Source organism: Streptomyces ossamyceticus, assembly GCF_001418475.1.
Classification (GTDB): Bacteria; Actinomycetota; Actinomycetes; order Streptomycetales; family Streptomycetaceae; genus Streptomyces; species Streptomyces ossamyceticus.
In genome coordinates this window covers 1-19481 of sequence record NZ_LIQX01000074.1, presented here as the reverse complement: position 1 = coordinate 19481, position 19481 = coordinate 1, and the positions used below count along the sequence as shown (strand labels likewise).

The window sequence follows — 19481 nt, the reverse complement described above, 5'->3', positions numbered from 1 at the left end:
CGGTGCTGATCCTGATCGCCACGCTGCGCGGGATCGACGAACGGCTGGAGGACGCCGCCGCCAGCATGGGCGCGGGCCGGCTCACCATCGCCCGGCGCATCACCTTCCCCCTCGCCGCGCCGGGGATGATCGCGGCGGCGATCTTCTCCTTCATCACCAGCTTCGACGAGTTCTACATCTCCCAGTTCCTGTCCTCCGTCGACACCGTCACCCTCCCGGTGCAGGTCTACAACTCCCTCACCTTCGAGATCGACCCCAGCGTCACCGCCGTCAGCGCCATCCTCATCGCCTTCGCCATCCTCGCCCTCGGCCTCGTCGCCCTCGTGCGCTGGCTCGGCTCCGGACGACAGGAATCCCTCCTCTCCGTCGAGAACACCGTCGGGGTCGCCAACCCCGGAGGTGAGGCCGTATGACCACCGCCACCGCCACTGTCGCCCATGCTCCGTTGGTGCTCCCTCCGGCCGGTACGAAAATCGAAAGGGCCATGCGATGACTGACACGCTCACCGCTCCCTCATGGGAGTCGGAAGCCCTGGGATCCGTCCCCCGTGGATTCCTCGCGCACGACTGGCGACCCGCCACCGGTGGCCGCACCTTCGAGGTGCGCAACCCCGCGACCGACGACGTCATCGCCACCGTTGCCGACTGCGGCCCGCAGGACGCGGTGAGCGCACTGGACGCGGCGGCCGCGGCGGCCGACCAGTGGGCCCGCAGCAGCCCAAGGGACCGGGCGACGGTCCTGCACCGGCTCACCGACTCCCTGACCGAACACCGTGAGCGTCTGGCCCGGATCATCACCCTGGAGATCGGCAAGACGATCACCGAAGCGCGGGGCGAGGTCGACTACGCCGCGGCCTATTTCCGCTGGTACGCGGAGGAGGCGGTCCGTCCGCCGGGGCGCAGCACCCCCTCCCCGGACGGGAGGAGTCATATCGTCACCGTCGCCGAACCGGTCGGACCCTGCCTGCTCATCACCCCGTGGAACGTGCCCCTGGCCATGGCTGCCCGCAAGGCAGCCGCCGCCCTCGCCGCCGGCTGCACCGCCGTGCTCAAACCGGCCGCGCTCACCCCGCTGTCCTCCCTGGTGCTGGGAGAGTTGGCGCGTGAGGCCGGCGCGCCCCCCGGTGTCCTGACCGTGATCACCAGCAGCGACGCGGCAGCGGTCACCACGGCGTTGCTCGCCGACCCCCGGCTGCGCAAGCTGTCGTTCACCGGGTCCACACCGGTCGGCAGGCTGCTGCTCCAACAGAGTGGTGCGCGGGTGCTGCGCACCTCGATGGAGCTGGGCGGCAACGCGCCGTTCCTGGTCTTCGACGACGCCGACCTCGACCTCGCGGTCCGCGAAGCGATGGTTGCGAAGATGCGGCTGGGCGGCCAGTCCTGTGTCGGCGCCAACCGGTTCCTCGTCCAGGACTCAATCGCCGACGCGTTCGCCGCGGCGTTGGGCGAACGGATCGCCGCCCTCCGGGTGGGTGCTCCGGACCGGGAGGACACCGATCTCGGCCCGCTGGCCGACCACCGGGCGGTGGACAAGGTCCGCCATCTTGTCGAGGACGCCGTCGCCCGTGGTGCCGTCGTCGTCGCGCAGGCGGACATCCCCGACGGGCCGGGCCACTACGCGGCGCCGACCGTGCTGGACCACGTCCCCGCCGACGCCGCGATCATGCACGAGGAGGTCTTCGGTCCCGTCGCCGCCATCCACCGCTTCTCCACCGAGGCCGAGGCCATGGCGATGGCCAACGACACCGAGCACGGCCTCGCGTCGTATGTGATGACGTCCCACATCGACCGCGCCCGCCGGGTCGCCGCCCGGCTGCAGGCCGGAATGGTCGCCATCAATCGCGGCCTGGTCTCCGAGGTCGCGGCACCCTTCGGCGGGATCAAGCAGTCCGGCCTGGGCCGTGAAGGCGGGCCCGAGGGCCTCCACGAGTACCAGCAGCTCAAGTACCTGTCGATGCCGGGATTCCATACCTGAGCAAGACCTGAGGAGGCCGGGTTCGAGGCGTTCGAGCAGTCACAGCAGCCCGGCGGGGGGAACCTCGGTCCTTCCCCGCCGGGCCGACCCCTTTGCGGACTAGGTCTCCGTCGTCTCCGTCCGGGCGGAGGTCTGGCCCTCGCCGTCGCCGTCGCCGGGTCGGGGCGTCGGGTCGGGGCGCCAGGTTCTGGGGCCGCCCTTCAGGCGTTCCAGGGTGCGCGTCAGCTGCTGGAAGGGGGACGTCGACTGCGTCGCGGACGGCTGTTGCCCGGCGGGAGCGGCCGCGGCCGCGGCCGACTCGCGATACACGACGAGCGCCTCGTGCGCACGTTCGGCCGCCTCCCGGTACAGGTCCCGGGACTGCGTCATGGCCTCCAGCGCCTCGGCGTACATCGCCACCAGCTTCCGCTCGCGGACGAGTTCCTCCTCCAGAGTGAGCAGATGCCACTCCTCCCGCAGCGCGGTGAGGGCGGCGTCCGCGCCGTCCGGCAGGGGCCGCGGCAGCGCGGCGAACCGTGTCACCGCCGCGATGAGGTCGGTCGGCTCCGAACCGTCCAGGAACACCGCGCGTACGGAGAACTCCCCGGCGTCGAGGTCGGCGGGCGCGGGTCTGCCGGGCAGGACGACGGCGCCGCCGCGCGGGATCTCCAGGTCGAACTCCCGCAGCGCCCAGTTCACCACCCGCAGCTGGTGCGGGGCGGCACGGTGCTCCACCACGCGGTGCTGCAGGCTCGGCGCCAGCCACCGGGCCAGCGGCAGCCGACCGCGCTCGTCGGTGGACATGGCCTCGTGGACGACGACGTGGACGCACCACCCGGCGTTCCCGGCGTCCCTGAGGAGACGGCGGGCGTCCTTGTCGTCCTCGGGCAGGGCGTTGATCCTGCTCAGCGACAGGCCCGTGGCCGCGTCGTGGTCCCAGTCGCCGTACTCCGGCCAGAACCGGGTGACAGGGGAGGGCCACGCCGGGTCCCACGGCTCCTCCGCCTCCGCGAGGATCGTCCACTCCCGCCCGGTGCCGAGGTCCGGCGCGAGGCTCAGCCTGGCGCGCACCGTCACCTCCCCGGCGACCCGCCAGCGGGCCTGGAAGACCCGCTCGGGGGAATCGCCCCCGGGGTCGGGCAGTTCCATGAAGTCGTCGATGGTCCGGCTGTCCTTGAGCCGGCGCAGGGTGTGGCGGAGGACGTCCTCCGCGTCGGGTCCGACGTGGCGGCCGCGCGCAGGCCACACCGTGGGAGGCGTCGTGGGACGGGCTGTGGGGGAGGCAGGCATGAGTCCATCGGGCAGCAGGGGCACGTGCGCCTGCCAGTATCGTCGTCGCGGCCCGGCGGAGATCACCGGGGGTCCCGCCCGCCCCCGCGTCCGCCCCGCGACCGTCTTCGAGGTACCTACCGCTCCTCACCTCCCCGATCGGCCTGCGGCTCACGTCCCGAGACGACATCGGTCACACCGGACTCCTCCGCCGTGTCGTCACCCGGACGAGGTGTGCCGCGACCGCCCGCCTGACCGCCGCCGGTGCTGCCGTAGCCGCCCGGCACGCCGGGGACGCTGTCCGCGTCGGCCTGTTCCCGGCTGATGTGCCGGGTGGCGCGCACCCCCGCGCGCCGCTCGGGATGCGGATAACTGAAGGGACGAGCGGCGGCGCGTGCCTCCTCGGCCGCCTCCGCCTGCTCGGCCCTCTCCTTGGGATCTGGTGTCTTGCCGTTCATGCGGTCCGCGTACCCCTGCGCGGCCGGGCCATGTGACGCGGAGCGGGGCGCGTCAGGACGCCTATCCCCCGACGAGGGCACGCCGCACGTGTTCGGCGATCAGCGGGTACACCTCGCGGGCCCTGCCCTCGTCGTTGGTGTCGTAGCCGTGATCGGCGCCGGCGACGTCATGGTGGCCGACCAGCGCCCCGGCAGTACGGAGCCGGTCGGCGTAGGCGACGCCCTCCGGCTTGAGGAGGTCGTACTCGGCGGTGACCACGAAGGCCGGGGCGATGCCCGTCAGATCGGCGGTGTCCGCGGGGTTGGCGGGTGAGGCGAGGCGGTCGGCGCGCTGCTTCGGGTCGGGGATGTAGGAGTTGTCGAAGACGTCCGCCATCCAGGGGCGCAGCAGCGGCTTCGCGATCGCGGCGCGCTTGTCGCGGGCGGGGGTGGCCAGGTCCAGCGGGGGATAGTGCAGGACCTGGAGGGCGAGGGAGGGGCCGCCCTCCTCCAGAGCCTGGCGGGCCACCGCCGCCGCGAGCCCGCCGCCCGCGCTCTGTCCGCCGACGCCGAGCCGGCCGCCGTCCCAGCCCTGCTCACCGCCGTGCTCGGCGGCCCACCGGACGACCTCGAACGCCTGTCGGGGCGCCGCCGGGAAAGGGTGCTGCGGGGCGACGACATAGTCCACGTTGAGGACGGCGACACCCGCCTCGACGGCCAGACACCGGCACAGCGCGTCGTCCAGCTCAATCTGCGGCATGACATAGCCGCCGCCGTGGAAGTTCACGTGGACCGGCGGGGGAGCGCCCCCGTCGTCCGACGGCAGGTACAGCACCGCGCGGGCCGGGCCGAACGAGGTCGGGATCGTCAACTCCCTTGTGGCGCACGTGTACTCGGGCAGCCGGGCGAGCCAGGACGCCGTGGACCCCGCTCCGGAGGACCGCCTGCTCATGACCACCGACAGGCGTTGCATCGTCCTGGCCGCCAGGGCGGCCACCGCCGGACGAGCGAGGAGGGACATGGGTGGCTCCGTTCGGTCCGCGGGCGCTCGACACCACCGCGGAGCGCACCGTCGCCTGAGAAAACCAATCATCAGGAAACCTGTTAATTGAGGTCGCATCCTACGGGGTGCGCAGGTGGTTGGCCAGGGTCGCCGCGATGAACTTACTTGAGTTAGGCAAGCATATGATAAAGTGGGCTCATGTCCCCCTCATCGCTGCCCCTCGACCCCGCCTCCGCGGAGGTGGTCGAGATCGAGCGTGCTCTCACCCGCATCACCTACCTCAGCACCCGGGCCCGGGCGCACGAGCGTCTGATGAGCCTCGCCGGGGTCCCGCTCGACCGCGCCGCCGTGGCGCTCCTGCGGCAGATCGCGGACTCCGAGCCGATGCGCCCGGGGGAGCTGGCCAACCGTCTCGGTGTCGAGGCGTCGCACGTCACCCGCCAGGTGCAGCAGTTGCAGAGGTCCGGCTACGTCAGCCGCGTCCCCGACCCGGACGACCGCCGAGCGCAGCGCATCGAACTCACCCCGGCCGGGCAGCGGGCCATCGACCGTGTGCGCGAGGCCGGTGTCCGCGGCATGCAGATGGCCCTGGCGGACTGGTCGCCCGAGGAACTCCGGCAGCTCGCCGGCCTCTTCCACCGGATGGTCGACGACTTCCTCACCCACGCCAACGACACGACGGAGCAGGAGCAGGCCGAGCCGGCGCACACCGGCTGAAGCGCGCGGAATGCCACGGCATGCGGAACGCCACGGCATCATGGTCCGATGGATCATCACGTCGTGGGAATCCCGGAGTTGACCGGCATCCCCCGTGTCGCGGTCGTCATCGACGTCATGCGCGCCTTCACCGTGGCCGCCTGGGCCTTCTCGCTCGGCGTCGAGAGGATCGTCCTGGCCTCGACGGAGAGCGAAGCGCTCGCCCTGAAGGAGAGCAGCCCCGGATGGCTCGCTCTCAAGGACGGTCCCCCGGCGGAGGGCTTCGACGCGGTGAACTCGCCCGCACTGCTCCAAGGGCACGACCTCGCCGGTCGCACGCTGGTGCAGAAGACGACGGCCGGAACCGTGGGCGCGCTCGCCGTCGCGGACTCCCCGCTGGTCCTGTGTGCGAGCTTCGTCGTGGCCGGTCCCACCGCGCGGTACCTGCGGACACGGGCCTCCGGCCCGGTGACCTTCATCGTCACCGGCGAGGAGGGCCGCGCCGACGAGGACCTGGCCTGCGCCGAGTACATCGGCGGACGCATGGCCGGGGACGACGTCGAGGCGGCCCCGTACGTCCACCGCGCGAGGTCGTCCCGCGCCGCGGCGGACCTCGCCGCCGGGCTGCGCGCCGGATACCACCCCGACGACATCGACCTCTGCCTGGAGGTCGACAGGTTCCCCTTCGTGATGAGGGCATGCCGGGAGGACTCGCTGACGGTGCTCCGCCCTCTCCCGGTGCCCGACACCCCGTCCGGCACGGGCTGACCGGAGCCCGCGCCGGGACCGGGGCCCGTCGAGCGGGCGGCGGACGGGTCCCTTGTCCGGCGTCCCTGGCGCGCCGTGTCTCAGGCGGAGTACCCGAGTTGCCTGCGCACGTACGGCGTCATCAGGGTCCTCGCCTTCGCGAGGGTGCTGGTGCGGCCGCCGAGCACGGCGGTCTCGCCGCCCGGCACGGGGATCAGGGTGAGCCCGTCGGCCGGTCCGAACGGCACGATCAGCGGGGTCCGCTGGACCGGCCGGTAGAAACGCTGCTCCTTACGATGCTTACCCGAACTCCCCAGGTACGCACGGATGTTGTGCGCGGCGATGTCCGCCTGCGCCATCGCGGCGGGAGAGATCTTCAGCTCGCTGACGTCGTTCACGTCGCCCACCGCGAACACGTCGAGCCGCCCGTCGACCCGCAGCATCCGGTCGACCTTCACCTGCCCGGCGGCGTTCAGCCAGTCGCTGTGCCCGGCCAGCCGCAGCCACAGCGTGTTCGGGGTGGTGCCGGTCGCCCAGAACGACAGATCCGCCTCGATGAGACGGCCGCGGCCGTCCCGGTACGTACCGAAGTCGGCGCCGGGAGAGATGAACGAGTCGAGACGCACCTCCACGTCGTGCGACTCCAGCCACGCCAGGGCCCGCCGCCCGGCCCACCTGCTGCCCGTCGAGCTGAGCAGCGCCGACCCCGCGTGCGCGAGCGTCACCCGGGTGGCCGGCCGGGCGAGCCGGATCTCCGCCGCGAGCTCCACGCCGCCGGGGCCGCCGCCCACGACGAGCACATGCGCGGCCGCGGCGATGCTCTCCTGGTGCGCCGTGAACGTCTTGGCCGCCTCCTCGGTGGTCGTCCCCAGGAAGCGGGCGGGCTCCGGATAGTCGGCGCCGGTGGCGATGACCACCACGTCGTACGGCAGCCGCTCACCGGTGGCCAGCTTCACGTACCGTTCGCCGGTGTCGATGGTGACGGCCTTGCCCACCATCACCCGGCCGTTGGCCAGCAGTCGGTCGTAGGGGATGAAGGGCGTCGTCGTCCATTCCTCCTGCACGCCGGCGCGCAGAGCGGCGATGCGATGGAAGAAGACCTCCTTGCGGTCCACCAGGGTGACCCGCGCGTACTCGTCCAGTTGCCTGGCAAGGCGGATGCCCCCGTATCCGCCGCCGATCACGATCACTTCGCCGTCAAGCACGCCGATTCTCCTGTGCTGTTGTGGGGGGAGAGAGGACGAGCCTAGCGTTTGAAACTTAAAGCTATGGGAGGGGGTTGTGTGCCTTGTGTGAAGCGGCGGCGGACGACACGAGTAACGCTCTGCCTAGGCTGGACCCGTGACCGACGACAGCAGGCCCCTCGCCGTATTCGATCTCGACAACACGCTCGCCGACACCGCGCACCGGCAGCGGTACCTGGAGCGCAAGCCGCGCGACTGGGACGCGTTCTTCGCCGCCGCCCCGCAGGATCCGCCGCTGGCGGAGGGCATCGAGCTGGCGCTGCGGTACGCCGAGGAGTGCGAGGTCGTCTACCTCACCGGGCGCCCCGAGCGGTGCCGGCGCGACACCGTCGACTGGCTCGCCGCGCAAGGGCTCCCCGAGGGGCGGATCTGGATGCGGCGGAACCACGACCGCAGGCCGGCCCGCCGCACGAAGCTGGAGATCCTGCGGCAACTGGCCGGGACCCGAGAGATCCGCGTCCTCGTGGACGACGACGAACTGGTCTGCGAGGACGCGGAGCGAGCGGGCTTTCGCGTCGTACGGGCGCGCTGGGCAGCCGCCTCCGCCGAACTGAAGGTGGCGCAGGAGCGGGAGGGCCGCACCTGACGGGTGCGAGGGCGGTCAGTCGGTGCCCTCGAGTCGGAAACCGACCTTCAGGCCGACCTGGTAGTGCGCGATCTCGCCGTTCTCGATGTGCCCCCTGACCTGCGTCACCTCGAACCAGTCCAGGTTGCGCAGGGTCTGGGCGGCGCGGTCGATGCCGTTGCGGATGGCGTGGTCGACGCTCTCGCCCGAACTGCCGACGATCTCGGTGACCCGGTACACGTGGTCGGACATACGGCTACTCCAATCGGGACCTCTCGCCGTGGCCGGCGGCCACACGTCCCTCCACGGTGCCCCACGTCGCGCTCCCGCGCGAGACGGTTGTCGCCGGGCGGTGAAGGGACGGGGCCTGCGGCCCGCCCCCTTCGCCGACCGCCGCCCACCCGCGGCCGAACCCCGCCCGGTTACCCCGCCACGCTCAAGGACAGCGCGAAGCGGCCCTCCGCGTCCGTCCACCAATGGGTCAGGTTCAGGCCGGCCGTGGCCAGTTCGGCCTTCACCCCCTCTCTGCGGAACTTCGCCGACACCTCCGTGCGCAGTTCCTCGCCGGCCGCGAAGTCGACCGCGAGATCGAGCGCGGGGACCTTCACGGTCTGCGCGGTCCGCGACCGCAACCGCATTTCGATCCACTCCCGCTCGGCGTCCCACACGGCGACGTGGTCGAACGCGCCGGGATCGAAGTCCGCCCCCAGCTCACGGTTCATGACGGACAGGACGTTCTTGTTGAACGCGGCCGTCACCCCGGCCGCGTCGTCGTACGCGGCGACCAGCACGCCCTCGTCCTTGACCAGGTCCGTGCCCAGCAGCAGCGCGTCGCCGGGCGCCAGCAGGGCCCGCACTGAGGTGAGGAACGCGGCCCGTTCCTCGGGGACGAGATTCCCGATCGTGCCGCCGAGGAACGCCACCAGCCGCGGCCCCGGGGTCTCGGGCAACCGGATCCCGGCGGTGAAGTCCGCGATCAGGGCGTGCACCTCCAGCCCCGGCCGCTCGGCGACCAGCGCCTCGCCGGCCTGCCGCAACGCGCTCTCGCTCACATCGACCGGCACGTAGGCGTGCAGTCCTGGCATGGCGTCCAGCAGATGCCGTGTCTTGTCGGACGAGCCGGAACCCAGCTCGACGAGCGTGCGCGCACCGCTCGCCGCGGCGATCTCCGCCGCCCGGCCGAGCAGGATCTCCCGCTCGGCACGGGTCGGGTAGTACTCCGGCAACTCGGTGATCCGGTCGAACAGTGCACTGCCGAGCGCGTCGTAGAACCACTTGGGCGGCAGCGTCTTCGGGGTGCGGGTGAGGCCGTTCAGGACGTCGGCGCGCAGGGCCGCGCCCGTGGCGTCCTCGGGCAGGGTGCGGGTCAGGTGGAACGGGCTCACGCAGGGGACTCCTTCGGGGTGACGGGGACGGGACCGGCGCCCGGGCGCCCGGTTTCCTCCGGTTCCTTGAGCGGGGTGAGCAGGACGTCCGTGCGGTCGGCCACGAGCAGCGTGCGGTCCGGCACCTCGACCCAGTGCGGGTCGTCGTCGTACGGCTCGGACGCCACGACGGTGCCGCGACCGGGCCGGGCGAGGTACCACAGGGTGTCGCCCCACGCCGTCGCGGTGATGCTGTCGCCGCTGGTGAGCAGCAGGTTGAGCCGTGACCCGGGGGCCGCCCGCGCGACCTCCAGGACGGTGTCGGCCAGTGCCTGCCCCTCCTCGTCACCGGCCCGCAGCCGGTTCAGCACCAGGGCCCACACGAACGCCGAGTCGTTGCGGGCCTCCATCGACAGGATCTCCACGGCGGGCAGCCCGCCGGCCAGCGGCGCCAGGGACCCGGGCCACCCGGCGACCGCCCCGTTGTGGCTGAACAGCCAGGGCCCGCCGGCGTACGGCGCCGCCGCGGCCTCCTGGTCCGCGCCCGGCACCGTGGCGTCCCGTACGGCGGCGAGCAGCGCCCCCGTGCGGACCACACGGGCGAGATCCGTGAAGGACAGGTCACCCCAGATGGGCCCGGCCCGCCGGTAACGGCCCGGCACCGGGTCGTCGTCCGCGTACCAACCGACACCGAAACCATCGGCGTTGACCGTCCCGTACCGCTGCCGACGCGGCGCCCACGACTGCCGGAACAGAGCGTGCTCGGGCTCGCTGAGGACCGCGCCCAGCGGCACCGCCGGCCCCACATAGGCCACATGACGGCACATCAGACGGCCTCCGGGGACGCGTCACGGGCCGTGCGGAAACCGCTGAAGATCTGCCGCCGGATCGGATAGTCCCAGTTGCGGAACGTCCCCCGGCACGCCACCTGGTCCACGGCGAACGAACCACCCCGCAGCACCTTGTACTCGGGGCCGAAGAACACCTCCGAGTACTCCTTGTACGGGAACGCCGTGAACCCCGGGTACGGCAGGAAGTCGCTCGACGTCCACTCCCACACGTCACCGATCAACTGCCGTACGCCCAGCGGGGACGCACCCTCCGGGTAGCTGCCGGCCGGGGCCGGACGCAGGTGGCGCTGGCCCAGGTTGGCGTGGTCGGGCGTCGGGTCGGCGTCGCCCCACGGATAGCGCGTCGAGCGGCCGGTGACCGGGTCGTGGCGGGCGGCCTTCTCCCACTCGGCCTCCGTGGGCAGCCGCCGCCCCGCCCAGCGGGCGTACGCGTCGGCCTCGTACCAGCACACGTGCAGCACCGGCTCGTCGGCCGGCACGACCTCGGTGACGCCGAAGCGCCGCCGCAGCCACTGCCGGCCGTCACGCCGCCAGAACAGCGGCGCGGTGATGCCGTGCGCGCGGATGTGGTCCCAGCCGCGGGCCGTCCACCAGCGTTCGTCCTCGTAGCCCCCGTCGTCGATGAACGCCTGGTACGCGCCGTTCGTCACCGGGGTGGTGTCGATGTGGAACGGCGGGACCACGCGCCGGTGCGCGGGCCGCTCGTTGTCCAGCGCCCACGGCTCGGTCGAGGTGCCCATCATGAACTCCCCGCCCGGCACGAGGACTTCGTCCGGCCCCGTGAACAGCGGCGCCGGCCCGGGGTCGGGCGCCGACAGCACGGCCGGGCCCCTGCGGAGCTGATGGGTGATCAGCATCGTCTCGTCGTGCTGCTGTTCGTGCTGGGCGATCATGCCGAAGGCGAAGCCGGCCTCGGTGAGCCGGGTGCCGTGGAAGTCGCTGCCCTCCAGCACGTCGAGGGCCCGGCCGCGCACCTCGGCGAGGTAGCGGCGGGCCTCCTCCGGTGGCAGCAGCGGCAGCGAGGGCCGCTCGGAGCGCGGATGCTCGAAGGCGTCGTACAGCCCGTCGATCTCGGGCCGCATCGCCTCCCGCCCCGCGACGTTGCGCAGCAGCCACAGCTCCTCCTGGTTGCCGATGTGGGCGAGATCCCACACCAGCGGGGACATCAGCGGCGAGTGCTGCGCGGTGAGGTCGGGTTCGTCGACGGCGGAGGTGAGGAGCGCGGTGCGGGCGCGGGCCGTGGTCAGCGCCGCCAGCGCGCGCTCCCGCAGTATCTCGGGGGCGGCGTCGTGCGTCGGGGCCGGCGTCTCGGGCGCGGTCATGCGGGGAGGTCCTTCCCGTGCAGCTGGTCGAGCAGATCGTCGGCGGGACAGCGGCCCCGGGCCACATGGCGGTCGATGAACTCCGCCACGGCGTCCAGCACCCGCGTGCTCGCGCCGAGCCGTGGCAGCGCCTCGGCCGCAGCGGCGAAGCACACGGCCGCCGCCTCCCGCAGCTCGGGGTCGGCCAGGCCCGAACGGGCGGCCGCGTCCCACAGCGGATTGCGCGGCGCCCGCAGGGAACCGGCCCGCTCGGCCAGGGGCTTGACCGCCCGGCAGGCGACCTCGGTGGCCTCCGGGTCCTCGAACAGCGCCGTCGTCACCGCGAGCGGCACCAGCCAGCCGTCCTCGCCCGGCTGCGCGTCGATCATGCGGAGCTCCAGATGGCCGCGCGGCCGTACCGGCGGGAACAGCGTCGTCATGTGGTACTCGAGATCGGCGCGGGTCGGCGGGGTGTCGGACCGGGTCCACTCCCGGAACGACATGGCGCCCGGGACACCCCAGGGCCCCTCGTCGGCCCGGACGCACATCACCGGCGCGTCCAGCACCAGCCGCGCCCAGGCACCCCGGGGGTCGCCGTCCAGCTCCGGGGCCGTCGTCCGGCCCGGGTCCATCGCCGCCCACAGCGACTGCCGTGTCGAACGCCAGCCGGTGACCCGGCCGCCCGCCAGCGGGGAGTGTGCGAACGCGGCCAGCAGCACCGCGCCGAGCTGGTGCGTCAGCCACCAGCGCCGCTGGTGGCCGAGGGGGCCCGGTTCCTCGTACCCGGCGTCGATACAGACCTGCACGGACGCCGACGAGCACATCATGGACCGGCCCTCGGGCCCGAAGCGGTCGAGGTACACCTCCATCGCGTCGTACCGGGGCTCGCGCAGGAACCGGGTCGGGGGGTTCCAGGGATCATGGCCGAACCCGCTGATGCCGAGGTCCATCTCGCGCAGCCTCGCGCGAACGGCGTCCAGGTCGGCGGAGACGGATTCCACGCACTCCATCAGGGAGGCGGCGGGAGCGGAGCTGAGCTCCAGCTGGCCACCCGGCTCGATCGTCAGCGACGATGCCAGGGGCAGGGTCCGCAGGGCGGCGTACGCCGCTTCGAGTCGTGCGGGTGTCGCGGGGAGCCGCGGATCGCGCAGCTCATGGACGTGCCATTCCAGTTCGACACCGAGGACGCGGGGTGGTCCGGTCTTGAAGCAGATGCCCCGGACGAGGGCCTCCACCTCCGCCTCGGTGACCAGGGAGCGCTGCTCCGTACAGCCACTAGCCGAATCTGACATGTCGGGATCCTCCTGAGATTCCACCATGTCGCCGATCCGCTGCCATGGGGCCCGGACCGGCGGTGCTCGTCCCACCCAAACCCCTGGGTGACGTTCGCACAAGGGTGCACATCGTGGCAATGCGGATCGTCGATCTCTGTTTCCGGGAACTTCAGGCACCTCTTCCCGGACCCGTCGAGGGCCATTCACGCCAGGAAAACTCCGTTGCGGTCATCCACCAGCATCGCCCACGATGCGTCCATGAGCACGACGGGGGAGCGCGCACGAGCGGCGTTCATGGCGCGCACGGGGGTGGCGCCATGAGCGCCCGCCTGCGGGGCATCGCACGGGAGACCGAGGACATCGTCGCGGCGGGGCGGTACCGCGCCCCGGACGGCCGCGAGGTGTCGCTCGCGGCGTGGATCGACGCGGCCCGCTCGGGAACGCGCCTGTACGGCCCGGAGCCGGTGCGGACGCCACCGGTCGCTCCCGTGTCCGTGCCGACCCGGATCGAGGTCACCGGCGAGAGCAGCCTGGAGGCCGCCCGCCGCCTCACCGGCACGGCTCCCGTCGCCGTCCTCAACTTCGCCTCGGCCCGCAACCCGGGCGGCGGCTACCTGAACGGCGCCCAGGCTCAGGAGGAGGCCCTCTGCCGGGCCTCCGCCCTGTACGTGTGCGTACGCGAGGCCCGCGGCTTCTACGACCACCACCGCGCCCACCGCGACCCGTTCTACACGGACCGTGTCATCCACTCACCCGCCGTGCCCGTCTTCCGCGACGACCGAGGTGACCTGCTGCCCGCCCCGTACACGGCCGGTTTCCTGACCTCCGCCGCCCCGAACGCGTCGGTCGTGCGCCGTGCGGCGCCGGAGCGCGCGGGCGAGCTGCCGCGCGCCCTGGCCGTGCGCGCGGAACGGGTCCTGGAGACGGCCGCGGCGAACGGCTACCGCAAGCTGGTCCTGGGCGCCTGGGGCTGCGGTGTCTTCGGCAACGACCCGGCGCACGTGGCGACCGCGTTCCGCGCGCTCCTCACCGACGGCGGCCGGTTCGAGAGCCACTTCGAGCACGTGGTGTTCGGCGTCCTGGACCGCACGAGGGGCGCGACGGTCCGGGCGGCGTTCGAGCGGGAGTTCCGCGCAGGATCCTCGGGAGCGCCGGCCGAGTCCCCTGACGCGAGCCGAGTCTCCTAGCGCCAGTTGTACCGTTCCCGCAGTCGGTGCACGACGGAGTTGAACCGCATCCGGTCCAGTGCGCACGCCTCCCGCCGCATCCCCGCCTCGTGCAGTCGGAGCACCCGGTCCACATCCACCCAGGACGGCCGGCCCGAACGGTCCCACGGCCCGCTGCCGATCGGCACCCACTCCCGGTCCCCGTCGTGCCGCTTGCTCGACAACTGCACGGCGAGGAACGTCCCGCCCGGCTCCCGCGCCACCACCAGCACGGGCCGGTCCTTGCCCCGTCCGTCGTTCTCCTCGAACGGCACCCAGGTCCACACGATCTCCCCGGGGTCGGGGTCCCCGTCGTGCGCGGGCGAGTACTCGGTACGCACCCGCCCCACCGCGCGCGGATCGGCCTCGGTGGTGGCGGAGGGGCCGTAACGGCCGGGAACGTCTTGATCGGCGAACGCAGTCACGGGGCAACGCTAACCCGCGCCCCCCGGCGAGGGAGCGCGGGCCCCGTAGCGATGCGCGGCTCGGCCGCACGGGCACGAACGGCACCGGCAGACATGAGGGAGACGAGGGAGACCAGGGCTCCCGGTCCACCGGCGCCGACGGGCAGGGGGAGGCTACGACTCCCGGTCACCGGCACCTACAGGCAGAGGGACGCTACGACTCCCGGTCCACCGACACCTTCTCCACGGGCAGCCCGTTGACCGCGGCCGGACCCTTGTCGGGCGTCCCGTTCTGGTTCATGGACGCCAGCAGCTGCCGGGCCAGCCCCAGCCCCGTGCCGCCCATCGTCAGCGCCTTGGCGAACATGTCGGCCATGCCGTCGGCGCCGTTGAGCACCACCATGTTGTCGACGTTGCCGAACGCGGACGCCCCCGCCTGCACGATCTCCGGCCACTGCTCGGCCAGTTGCTGCGCGATCACCGCTTCCTGGTTCTCGGCCAGCGCCGCGGCCCGCGCCTTGATGCCCTCAGCCTCGGCCAACCCCTTCGCGCGGGCGGCCTCGGCGGCGGCGAGCCCCTTGGCCTGCCGGGCGGCGGCCTCCGCCTCACCGGTGGCGCGGGTCGCGTTCGCCTCGGCGGCGGCCGCGAGTTCGGTCTCCTTGGCCTTGGCCTGCGCGGCGGAGATACGGGCGTCGCGCTCGGCCTCGGCAAGGGTCCGCTTCTCGTACGCCTTCGCGTCCGCGGGCTTGCGCACGTCCGCCTGGAGCTGCTGCTCACGCCGTGACGCCTCCAGCTCGGCGACCCGGGTCTCCTGCACGACGACCTCCTGCTTGGCGCCCGCCTCGGCGAGCGGGCCCGCCTGCTGGGCCTTGGCGGATGCCTTGTCGCGCTCCGCCTGGTAGCCGGCCTGGAGGATCTCGCTGTCCCGGGTGGCCTCCGCCATCCGCGCCGCCGCCTGCTGCTCGGCCTCGGTGGCGAGCCGGTTCGCCTCGGCCTGCGCGATCCGCGCGTCCCGCTGGACGGCCGCCGCGTGGGGCATGGCGAGGTTCTTGATGTAGCCGGTCGGGTCCTCGATCTCGTGGATCTGCAACGAGTCGACGATCAGCCCCAGTTTCTCCATCTCCGTCCCGCACGCGGCCCGTGTCTGGCCGGTCAGCTTCTCGCGGTCGCGGATCATGTCCTCGACCGTCAAACCGCCCACGATGGAACGGAGATGACCGGCGAACACGTTGTGCACCCGTTCCGAGACCCGTTTCTGCTGGCCGAGGAAACGGCGGGCGGCGTTGGCGATGGACACGAAGTCGTCGCCCACCTTGAAGATGACCACGCCCCGGATCTTCAGCGGGATGCCCTGGAAGGTCACGCACTCCACGGCCAGTTCGGTCTGGTTCAGGTCGAGCGACAGCTTGCGCACCGCCTGCATGCCCGGCAGCACGAGCGTGCCGCGCCCGGTGACGATACGGAAGTTCATGCCCTCCGTCAGGCCCTCCATCTTGTGCTTGGAGCCGGAGATGATCAGGGCCTCGTTCGGTTCGGCCACACGCCACATGAGCTTGAACAGAGCGATCAGTACCAGAGCCACCGCTACGGTCGCCCCCGCGATGATGCCGACGAACATCGGCACACCCCCCTTGGCCAGGTGCCCTTTCGGCACCGAACGTCGGGAGTGTCCCAAGGGGCCGGGCCGGGGTACAGAGCCGCACGGACCGTTGTTGCAGTCTTGATGCGAAACGTCACCGCGGCAGCGGCGAACGCCCCCGACGGACCGTCAACTGTCGTACGCCGCCGAGACGTAGACCGTGCGCGGCGGCAGGTACTCGATCACCATCACCAGGGTTCCGGGCTCGATCCGGTCCTTGGCGGAGGCGGGGTACGCCAGGAAGTGCTCGGCCCCGCCGCGCACCCGGACGATCACCTCGCCGACGAGCCCGGGACCGACCGCACCGGTCACCCGTCCCATCAGCCCGACCATCGACGCTTCGTCCATGGTCACAGCGTACGGGTCGCACGCCGCCCCCCGGACCCACGCGGGGGAACGACGGCGCCGCTCACACCGCGGGGGACTCGGCGGGCGTCGTGGCCTCCGGCGGCCACAGCTCGTGCCAGCGCTGGTCCGCCTCCAACTGCGCGGCCAGCGACAGCAGTAGTGGCTCGCTGTTCGCGGGACCGAGCAACTGCGCGCCCACCGGCAGCCCGCCCACGAACCCCGCCGGTACGTTCACGCCGGGCCAGCCGAGCACGTTCCACGGCCAGGCGTACGGGCAGGCGGCGATCATCGCCCGGTCCGTGCCGAGCCCACCGAGGCCGATCATGGAGCCGATCCGCGGCGGGGGAGCGGCGGTGGTCGGCGCGAGCAGCACGTCGTACGTGGTGAACAGCGCGCCGATCCGCTGGTGGAGCGTGGCCTCCGCACGGCGGGCCAGCCGCAGCGGCGCCCCGGCGAGCAGCCGGCCGAGGCGGGCGGCGTCGCGGGTGCGCCGGTCGAGGAGGTCCTGCCGGGCGATCCCGCCGACGTGTTCGGCGATGCCCGCGGTGGCGCGCGGGATGAAGGTGAGCCCGATCTGCCCGTAGCGGGGCTCCGCTTCCTCCACCTCGTGCCCGAGTGCGGCGAGCCGTTCGGCGACCGCGCGGATCTGCTCCCGCACCCGGGGGTCCAGCCGCGCGGGCAGCGCGGTGAACGGCGGCTTCAGGGACAGCGCGATCCGCAGCCGGCCCGGATCGCGCCCCACGGCCCCGGAGGCGTCGACGGCGTCCGGCCGGTGCAGGTCGCCCTCGTGGTTGCCGGCGGCCGCGTCGAGCAGGAGGGCGGCGTCGGCGACCGTGCGGGCGAGGGTGCCGTTGACGGTGATGCCCTGGAAGGACTCCGGGAGCGGCCAGGTGGAGATACGGCCGCGCTGCGGCTTGATGCCGATGAGATGCGTCCACGAGGCGGGGATACGGATCGAGCCGGCCCCGTCCGAGCCCAGCGCACCCGGCACCAGTCCCGCCGCGACGGCGGCCGCGGAGCCGCCCGAGGAGCCGCCGGGGGTGTGGTCGGCGTGCCAGGGGTTGCGGGTGGCGCCGAAGGCCGGCCCCTCGGTGAAGGGCCACTGCCCGAGTTCGCAGGTGTTGGTCTTGCCGACCACGATCGCCCCGGCCGCCCGCAGCCGCCGTACCGCCTCGCCGTCCTCCGGCAGCGACGGGAACTCGCCCCGGCAGCCGAACGCGGTCGGCTCGCCCGCCACGTCCATGTCGTCCTTCACGGCCACCGGCACCCCGAGCAGCGGCCGCCGGCCGCCCGCCGCCAGCTCCCGGTCCGCCGCCTCGGCCTCCACCAGCGCCGCCTCGGCACGTACCCGCCGGAAGGCGTTGACCGTCGGCTGACTGGCCTCGATCCGGGCGAGGGTCCGCTCGACCAGCTCACGCGACGTCACCTCCCCGGCGGCCAGCGCACGGGCACACTCCGCCAGACCCGGGGCACGGTCGGCAGCCATACGGAACACCTCCGGAAGCAGATTGTCTACCGAACGGTAACGTCCGGGTGCGGGCGGCGGTACGGGAAGGACGACTTCCCTGGTGACCACGGCGGTTCGCGTCGGACCGGACGCGGACGTCGACGCGTACGCCCCGCCCCGCCGGTCAGGTCACCGGGTACGCGGGTCTCCCCGCCCGACGCCCCGTCCGGTCACAGCACTAGCCGCGTGCCAAGCGCCGCATCGTGAGGGCCAGTTGCAGCCGCAGCCGACCGTGCGGGTCACGGACCGGCCAGCCCAGGAGGGACTCCGCGTGGGTCAGACGGTCCTGGAGCGTGGAGTGGTGGACGTTGACCTCCGTGGCCGCCGCCCGCAGGCTGGCCGTGGACGCGACCGCGTGCAGCGTGGCCAGCAGCCAGGGGGCGTCCGCCGCGGCCTTCTCCAGCTCTCTCACGTCCGGCGGCGGGTCACCTCCCGGAACGACCGACTCGGCGAGCAGCGCCAGCCCGCCCAGGTCCTCCGCGCGCACCACGCGCTCCCCGGGGTCCCGCGCCGTGCCCTCCGCGGTGAACCGCAGGGCCACCCGGGCGGCGGCCCACGACCGGGGCAGGTCAGGCACCGACACGACCGGCCCGACGCCGACGCGCCCCTCGATCCCGTGGCTCCCGTCGACCGCCGCCACCGGAGCGCCACGGTGCGGCCCGGCGTCCGGTGCGCCCGCGTCGCCGACGACCAGGACGCGGGGCCGCCCGCCGAGAGGGGCCACGACACGGGCGCGGGCGTCGACGGCGAGGCCGAGACGGCGTGCGGCGTGCAGCCGGGCCTGTTCGGCGGCGGTGGCGTCGAGCAGGGTCTCCACGAGGGCCGGGTCGTCGGCGGGGGAGAGGGGCGCACGCCCGCGCGTACGGTCCAGCACCAGCCGCAGGGCGCCCGCGGCCCGCTCCAGGATCACCGCGTCCACGACGCTGGGCCCACCGTCCCCGGGCCGCTCCAGCCACAGCGCGGGGACACCGCCGGGCACCAGCGCGGCGGAGGGCCAGCCGGGCTTCGGGGGCAGGGGGCTGTCCAGCCGCCGCCCGTCCGGTTCGACCCGGACCCGCACCCGCCGTTCGTCGTCCACGAGCCGCGCGGGGCACCCCGCCAGCACGGCCGCGGCCCGCACGAGTGCCTCCAGGCCCGCCCGGGACTCGGCGAGCGCGTCGAAGTAGGCGATGACCCGGACTGCGGCCCCGGCATCCGGATCCACGGCGGTGAGCCGCCCCGCCAGCTCTTTCATGGCCCCATGGTGCGGCATGAGGCGGGGGTGCGGGGAGGCCGTGGTCCGGGTGCGGACGAAAAGCACGGGGCGCAGCCCGGTCGCTTTTCAGGGGGCGCGGGGAACTGCGCGACCAGCCACATCGGACCCGCACCCGCCGACGGACCCGCACCCGCCGACGAACCCGCACCGGCCCCGAGCCACTCGCGCCCTACTCCCCGAGCAGCCGCCGCAGCCACCTCACGTGCGCCTCCCGGCAGTCCTGCGACAGCGCCGCCTGCGGGGCGAACCCGTCGAACCCGTGGAACCCCCCGGGCCAGACGTGCAGCTCCGCCTCCCCGCCCGCCAGCCACAACCGCGACGCGTACGCGACGACCTCGTCCCGGAACGTCTCCGCGGAGCCCACGTCCAAGAACGCCGGCGGCAGCCCCGACAGGTCCTCCGCCCGCGCGGGCGCCGCG

At 73.1% G+C, this 19481-nt stretch carries 21 protein-coding genes; 6 read left to right on the top strand and 15 right to left on the bottom strand.

Annotation, left to right across the window (positions count from 1 at the left end; all coding sequences use genetic code 11):
- The coding region (locus AOK15_RS06910; protein ID WP_157870178.1) for an ABC transporter permease at positions 1-413 on the top strand (413 nt) is incomplete at its 5' end.
- A gap of 76 nt (positions 414-489) precedes the next feature.
- Positions 490-1974 carry an NAD-dependent succinate-semialdehyde dehydrogenase gene (locus AOK15_RS06905; protein ID WP_055513852.1) on the top strand — a complete coding sequence of 495 codons (1485 nt, stop codon included), beginning with the start codon at positions 490-492 and terminating at the stop codon, positions 1972-1974.
- Positions 1975-2073: 99 nt separating this feature from the next.
- Here the strand turns inward: AOK15_RS06905 and AOK15_RS06900 are convergent, their stop codons facing one another.
- From AOK15_RS06900 to AOK15_RS06890, 3 genes are all read right to left on the bottom strand, one after another.
- On the bottom strand, positions 2074-3201 hold the full coding sequence (locus AOK15_RS06900) for a hypothetical protein (protein WP_055513850.1): 1128 nt from the start codon (positions 3199-3201) through the stop codon (positions 2074-2076).
- Positions 3202-3359: 158 nt separating this feature from the next.
- Entirely contained in the window at positions 3360-3680 is a 321-nt protein-coding gene (locus tag AOK15_RS06895; protein WP_055513849.1) for a hypothetical protein, read from the bottom strand.
- 61 nt (positions 3681-3741) lie between these two features.
- The gene (locus tag AOK15_RS06890; protein ID WP_055513847.1) at positions 3742-4680 is read right to left on the bottom strand and encodes an alpha/beta hydrolase; all 939 of its coding nucleotides are present in this window, start codon (positions 4678-4680) and stop codon (positions 3742-3744) included.
- Between the two features lie 180 nt (positions 4681-4860).
- Between AOK15_RS06890 and AOK15_RS06885 the strand changes: the two genes are divergently transcribed.
- Together AOK15_RS06885 and AOK15_RS06880 are read left to right on the top strand one after the other, a co-directional pair.
- Entirely contained in the window at positions 4861-5379 is a 519-nt protein-coding gene (locus tag AOK15_RS06885; protein ID WP_205632091.1) for a MarR family winged helix-turn-helix transcriptional regulator, read from the top strand.
- A 48-nt stretch (positions 5380-5427) separates the two neighbouring features.
- Positions 5428-6126: a 2-phosphosulfolactate phosphatase gene (locus AOK15_RS06880; RefSeq protein WP_055513845.1), complete on the top strand. Its 699-nt coding sequence runs from the start codon at positions 5428-5430 to the stop codon at positions 6124-6126.
- An 80-nt stretch (positions 6127-6206) separates the two neighbouring features.
- Here AOK15_RS06880 and AOK15_RS06875 read toward each other — a convergent pair whose 3' ends face one another.
- Complete coding sequence (locus AOK15_RS06875; protein ID WP_055513843.1) at positions 6207-7310, bottom strand: FAD-dependent oxidoreductase; 1104 nt, start codon at positions 7308-7310, stop codon at positions 6207-6209.
- Positions 7311-7446: 136 nt separating this feature from the next.
- On the opposite strand from AOK15_RS06875, the gene AOK15_RS06870 reads away from it, so the two are divergent.
- Positions 7447-7935: a phosphatase domain-containing protein gene (locus AOK15_RS06870; protein ID WP_055513841.1), complete on the top strand. Its 489-nt coding sequence runs from the start codon at positions 7447-7449 to the stop codon at positions 7933-7935.
- Positions 7936-7950: 15 nt separating this feature from the next.
- On the opposite strand, the gene AOK15_RS06865 is transcribed toward AOK15_RS06870, so the two are convergent.
- From AOK15_RS06865 to egtA, 5 genes are all read right to left on the bottom strand, one after another.
- Positions 7951-8166 (bottom strand): dodecin, encoded by a 216-nt coding sequence (locus tag AOK15_RS06865; RefSeq protein ID WP_055513839.1) that lies wholly within the window; start codon positions 8164-8166, stop codon positions 7951-7953.
- Positions 8167-8336: 170 nt separating this feature from the next.
- Positions 8337-9299: an L-histidine N(alpha)-methyltransferase gene (gene egtD, locus AOK15_RS06860; protein ID WP_055513837.1), complete on the bottom strand. Its 963-nt coding sequence runs from the start codon at positions 9297-9299 to the stop codon at positions 8337-8339.
- The gene (gene egtC / locus AOK15_RS06855; protein ID WP_055513835.1) at positions 9296-10105 is read right to left on the bottom strand and encodes an ergothioneine biosynthesis protein EgtC; all 810 of its coding nucleotides are present in this window, start codon (positions 10103-10105) and stop codon (positions 9296-9298) included. The genes egtD and egtC overlap by 4 nt, the downstream gene beginning before the upstream one ends.
- A complete protein-coding gene (gene egtB, locus AOK15_RS06850; RefSeq protein WP_055513833.1) occupies positions 10105-11451 on the bottom strand; it encodes an ergothioneine biosynthesis protein EgtB in 1347 nt (448 codons plus the stop codon). Before egtB ends, egtC begins: the two co-directional genes overlap by 1 nt.
- Positions 11448-12722 carry an ergothioneine biosynthesis glutamate--cysteine ligase EgtA gene (egtA, locus tag AOK15_RS06845; protein ID WP_055513830.1) on the bottom strand — a complete coding sequence of 425 codons (1275 nt, stop codon included), beginning with the start codon at positions 12720-12722 and terminating at the stop codon, positions 11448-11450. The genes egtB and egtA overlap by 4 nt, the downstream gene beginning before the upstream one ends.
- Before the next feature lie 299 nt (positions 12723-13021).
- On the opposite strand from egtA, the gene AOK15_RS06840 reads away from it, so the two are divergent.
- Entirely contained in the window at positions 13022-13891 is an 870-nt protein-coding gene (locus AOK15_RS06840; protein WP_055513828.1) for a TIGR02452 family protein, read from the top strand.
- Here the strand turns inward: AOK15_RS06840 and AOK15_RS06835 are convergent.
- From AOK15_RS06835 to AOK15_RS06810, 6 genes are all read right to left on the bottom strand, one after another.
- Entirely contained in the window at positions 13888-14334 is a 447-nt protein-coding gene (locus tag AOK15_RS06835) for a type II toxin-antitoxin system PemK/MazF family toxin (protein WP_055513827.1), read from the bottom strand. The genes AOK15_RS06840 and AOK15_RS06835 overlap by 4 nt on opposite strands.
- 193 nt (positions 14335-14527) lie before the next feature.
- Positions 14528-15931, bottom strand: coding sequence for a flotillin family protein (locus tag AOK15_RS06830; RefSeq protein WP_055513825.1), 1404 nt, complete (start codon positions 15929-15931; stop codon positions 14528-14530).
- 150 nt (positions 15932-16081) lie between these two features.
- On the bottom strand, positions 16082-16306 hold the full coding sequence (locus AOK15_RS06825) for a hypothetical protein (RefSeq protein ID WP_055513823.1): 225 nt from the start codon (positions 16304-16306) through the stop codon (positions 16082-16084).
- 55 nt (positions 16307-16361) lie between these two features.
- Positions 16362-17786, bottom strand: a complete 1425-nt coding sequence (locus tag AOK15_RS06820) for an amidase (RefSeq protein ID WP_055513821.1) — start codon at positions 17784-17786, stop codon at positions 16362-16364.
- Positions 17787-17985: 199 nt separating this feature from the next.
- Positions 17986-19041 (bottom strand): helix-turn-helix domain-containing protein, encoded by a 1056-nt coding sequence (locus tag AOK15_RS06815; protein ID WP_055513854.1) that lies wholly within the window; start codon positions 19039-19041, stop codon positions 17986-17988.
- A gap of 190 nt (positions 19042-19231) precedes the next feature.
- On the bottom strand, positions 19232-19481 hold a 250-nt coding region (locus AOK15_RS06810), incomplete at its 5' end, for an alpha/beta hydrolase (RefSeq protein WP_157870177.1).